The organism is Pseudomonas fluorescens, from assembly GCF_000968015.1.
Taxonomy (GTDB): domain Bacteria; phylum Pseudomonadota; class Gammaproteobacteria; order Pseudomonadales; family Pseudomonadaceae; genus Aquipseudomonas; species Aquipseudomonas fluorescens_W.
The window spans coordinates 241,114-244,992 of the sequence record NZ_LACH01000014.1 but is presented as its reverse complement, the minus strand read 5'-3'; the positions used below and the strand labels follow the sequence as shown (position 1 = coordinate 244,992).

Genomic DNA, 3,879 nt, shown 5'->3' with positions numbered 1-3,879 from the left:
TCGTCAAGATTAAATTCCGAACCCCCTATCTGCGTATGCAGGTAGGGGTTTTGTTTTGTCCGCAGGAAAGTGGCTTTCAGTTAAAGCACAAATTTGCACAGTTATTTTCGATCCATGACACTAGAATAGGTCCAACTTTTTCGGAGCCAGAGCCTTTATGCCAGATCCGGTTGACGCCCCAGGGCTGTCAGAATTACCGCTGGACGACTTGGTTGCGTGTCATGAGTGCGACTTGCTGATGCGCAAGCCCGAACTCGCCCATGGCGAGAAAGCGCTCTGTCCGCGCTGCGGTTACGAGCTCTACGCCCATCGACATAACGTCGTACAGCGCAGTCTCGCGTTGGTTCTCGCCGCTCTGTTGTTGTATGTCCCGGCGAACTTTTTACCCATCATGCAGCTCCATCTACTCGGGCAGTCATCGCACGACACTGTCTGGACTGGTGTTGTTGGCCTGTTCGATACTGGAATGCAGGGCGTTGCAGTCGTGGTGTTTCTCTGCAGCATGGGAATCCCGCTGATCAAGTTGCTTTGCCAACTGGTTGTACTGCTGAGTATTCGTTTTGATATCGGACGCAGTTACGGCCTGTTGCTCTACCGCATTTATCACCATTTACGCGATTGGGGGATGCTCGAGGTCTACCTCATGGGCGTACTGGTGGCGATCGTCAAACTGGCAGATATGGCAGCAATTACCGTCGGGCTTGGCCTGGCGTGCTTTATCGGTTTGTTGTTGGTTCAGGTCTGGTTGGAGGTTGTGATGTCGCCCCATCAGATCTGGCAGGCTTTATCAGGAGAGGATGCCCATGCGGGCGATTGATGCAGGCATTCTGATTTGTGCCGAATGCCATGAATTGAACAAGCAGGAAGCCGACACCGACGAGCAGGTCTGCACCCGTTGCGGTGCGTTGGTTCACGCCCGTCGCCCGAACAGCGTGATGCGTACCTGGGCGTTGCTGATTACCGCGGCGGTTCTCTACATCCCTGCCAACGTGCTGCCGATCATGACCGTCAGTTCGCTGGGGCAGGGCGATCCCAGCACTATCATGTCCGGTGTAATCCAACTGGTTCAACACGGCATGATTCCAATCGCTGCCGTGGTTTTTATCGCCAGTATCTTGGTACCAACGTTCAAATTGGTGGGCATCGCACTGCTGCTGTTTTCCGTGCAGCGCCGCCAGCCACTCTCGGCTCGCCAGCGCATTTGGATGTACCGCTTTATTGAGTTCATTGGCCGCTGGTCGATGCTCGATATTTTTGTGATTGCCATCCTGGTGGCGGTTGTGAATTTCGGACGGCTTGCCAGCGTCGAAGCCAATCTTGGCGCCATCGCTTTCGCCAGTGTGGTGATTCTGACGATGCTTGCCGCAGTAACTTTCGATCCCCGACTGATTTGGGATAACACGGAGTCGGACGACGACCATGACTGATTTGCCTACCGCAAAAACCCGACCGGCCTCGAACTGGTCAGCTATTTGGGTGTTGCCCCTGATTGCCCTGATCATCGGCGGCTGGCTTGGCTGGCGTGCCTACAACGAGACCGGCATCGAGATTCAGGTGCGTTTCGAAAGTGGTGAAGGCATTCAGGCCAACAAGACCGAAGTCGTCTACAAAGGGATGTCGGTGGGTAAGGTGAAGGCCCTCAAACTCGATGACGAAGGCAACTCCAAAGGCGTGATTGCTACCGTCGAAATGAACAAGGACGTGGAGCCATACCTGCGGACCAGCACCCGTTTCTGGCTGATCAAGCCGAGCGTGACGTTGGCCGGCATCACTGGCCTGGAGACACTGGTCTCGGGTAACTACGTGGCGATAAGCCCGGGCGAAGGTGAGCCGACGCGCAAGTTCAAAGCCTTGGCCGAAGAGCCGCCGCTGTCGGACGCCAAGCCCGGTCTACACCTGACCATCAAGGCTGATCGTCTCGGTTCACTCAATCGCGGTAGCCCGGTGTTCTATAAGCAGATCAAGGTCGGCCAGATCAAAAGCTATCTGCTGTCCGAAGACCAAAGCACCGTCGAACTCAAAGTTTTCATCGAACCCACGTACGCCAAACTGGTGCGCAAACACACGCGCTTCTGGAACGCCAGCGGCATCAGCATCGACGCCAACCTGTCTGGTGTGAAAGTGCGTAGTGAGTCCCTGGCCAGCATCGTCGCTGGCGGTATCGCGTTTGCCACGCCGGAAAACCGTAAGGACAGCCCGCCCACCGATCCGAGTCTGCCGTTCCGTCTCTACGAAGATTTCGATGCGGCCGCCGCCGGTATTCGGGTCAAGGTCAAACTCAGCGACTTCGAAGGAATGCAGGCGGGTCGCACCCCGGTTATGTACAAAGGCATCCAGGTAGGCAATCTGAAAGCGCTCAAGATCGATCCAGATCTATCCAGTGCCACCGCCGAATTGACCCTCGATCCTCTGGCTGAAGATTACCTGGTTGAAGGCACCCAGTTCTGGGTGGTCAAACCGTCGATCTCGCTTGCCGGTATTACCGGTCTCGAAGCGTTGGTCAAAGGTAACTACATCGCCGTGCGTCCGGGAGACAAAGGCGCCGCACCGCAGCGCGAGTTTGTGGCACGGCCGAAGGCACCGCCGCTCGACTTGCGTGCACCAGGATTGCACCTGGTGCTGTTCACCGAAAACCTCGGTTCACTGGAGGTCGGCAGCCCGATTCTCTACAAGCAGGTCAAGGTTGGTTCGGTCCAGAGCTATCAGTTCTCACGCACTAAAAAGCAGTTGGTGATTGGTGTACACATCGAGAAGGAATACGAAGGTCTCGTCAACGCCTCGACACGGTTCTGGAATGCCAGCGGCATCACGCTGACCGGTGGGTTGACCGGTGGAATCCAGGTCAAAAGTGAGTCGCTGCAAAGCCTGATGGCCGGCGGCATTGCCTTCGAAACCCCGGAAGCCAAGGCACCGTTGCAGAAGCGGATTCCGCGTTTCCGTTTATTCACCAGTCATGATGAGGCGACGCAAAAAGGCGCGGTGGTAACGATCAGGGTTGATCGCGCCGATGGTTTGCGTAGCGGCACACCGATTCGATTCAAAGGCCTGGATGTCGGCAAAATTGAAGATGTCGACCTCACGGATGACCTGCAATCTGTGATGCTGACCGCACGAATCACCGAAGTACCGGAGCGTATCGCTCGGGTCGGCAGTCAGTTCTGGGTGGTCAAACCTGAACTGGGTCTGATCAAGACATCCAACCTCGAAACGCTGGTCACTGGCCAATACATCGAAGTGCAACCGGCCGCGAAAAACCTCGGCCCGCAGAAAAACTTCGTGGCCCTGGCCAATCCGCCGGAATCCGCTAAACAGGAAGCCGGTTTGAGTCTGGTGCTGAGCGCTGCCCGCCGTGGGTCGCTGAAAACCGGTGTGCCGGTCACTTATCGCGAAATCACCGTGGGCAAGGTGACAGGCTATGAACTCGGCCAGACGGCGGATCGTGTGTTGGTGCACATCCTGATTGAGCCCAAGTACGCGCCGTTGGTACGCAGCGGCACGCGTTTCTGGAACTCCAGTGGTTTTGGATTTGATTACGGCTTGTTCAAAGGTGCGACGATGCGTACCGAATCGCTGGAGACGCTGATTCAGGGCGGCATCGCTTTCGCCACGCCGGACGGCGATCGCATGGGCAGCCCGGCGCTCGCTGAGCAAACGTTCCCGCTGTTCGATAAGTTCGAAGACGAATGGCTGACCTGGGCGCCGAAGATTTCAATCGGCAAGTAATCTATCGGCGTCTGCGCTGCCGCCATCGCGAGCAAGCTCGCTCCCACATTTTGATCGCATTCTCATGAAAGAACGCGGTCACCTGTGGGAGCGAGCTTGCTCGCGATGAGGCCCTCAAAGCCACTGAAAAGACTTCAATAAAAAAGGCCGCGATCC

Annotated in this window: 3 protein-coding genes; all 3 read left to right on the top strand. The window is 56.4% G+C overall.

All coding sequences use genetic code 11. From position 1 onward, the window contains the following. The first annotated feature begins 157 nt into the window (after positions 1-157). Genes VD17_RS08685 through VD17_RS08675 form a run of 3 tightly spaced genes read left to right on the top strand, consistent with a single transcriptional unit; the run spans position 158 to position 3,723 of the window. A complete protein-coding gene (locus VD17_RS08685) occupies positions 158-817 on the top strand; it encodes a paraquat-inducible protein A (RefSeq protein ID WP_046053480.1) in 660 nt (219 codons plus the stop codon). Then, on the top strand, positions 804-1,427 hold the full coding sequence (locus VD17_RS08680; RefSeq protein WP_046053479.1) for a paraquat-inducible protein A: 624 nt from the start codon (positions 804-806) through the stop codon (positions 1,425-1,427). Before VD17_RS08685 ends, VD17_RS08680 begins: the two co-directional genes overlap by 14 nt. Beyond that, positions 1,420-3,723 carry a PqiB family protein gene (locus VD17_RS08675; protein ID WP_046053478.1) on the top strand — a complete coding sequence of 768 codons (2,304 nt, stop codon included), beginning with the start codon at positions 1,420-1,422 and terminating at the stop codon, positions 3,721-3,723. The genes VD17_RS08680 and VD17_RS08675 overlap by 8 nt, the downstream gene beginning before the upstream one ends. Positions 3,724-3,879 lie beyond the last annotated feature (156 nt).

What these genes read in the sequence shown, in the direction of transcription:
- VD17_RS08675 (WP_046053478.1), top strand. Translation starts at nt 1,420, where the DNA reads ATGACTGATTTGCCTACCGCAAAAACCCGACCGGCCTCGAACTGGTCA.
- VD17_RS08685 (WP_046053480.1), top strand. Translation starts at nt 158, where the DNA reads ATGCCAGATCCGGTTGACGCCCCAGGGCTGTCAGAATTACCGCTGGAC.
- VD17_RS08680 (WP_046053479.1), top strand. Translation starts at nt 804, where the DNA reads ATGCGGGCGATTGATGCAGGCATTCTGATTTGTGCCGAATGCCATGAA.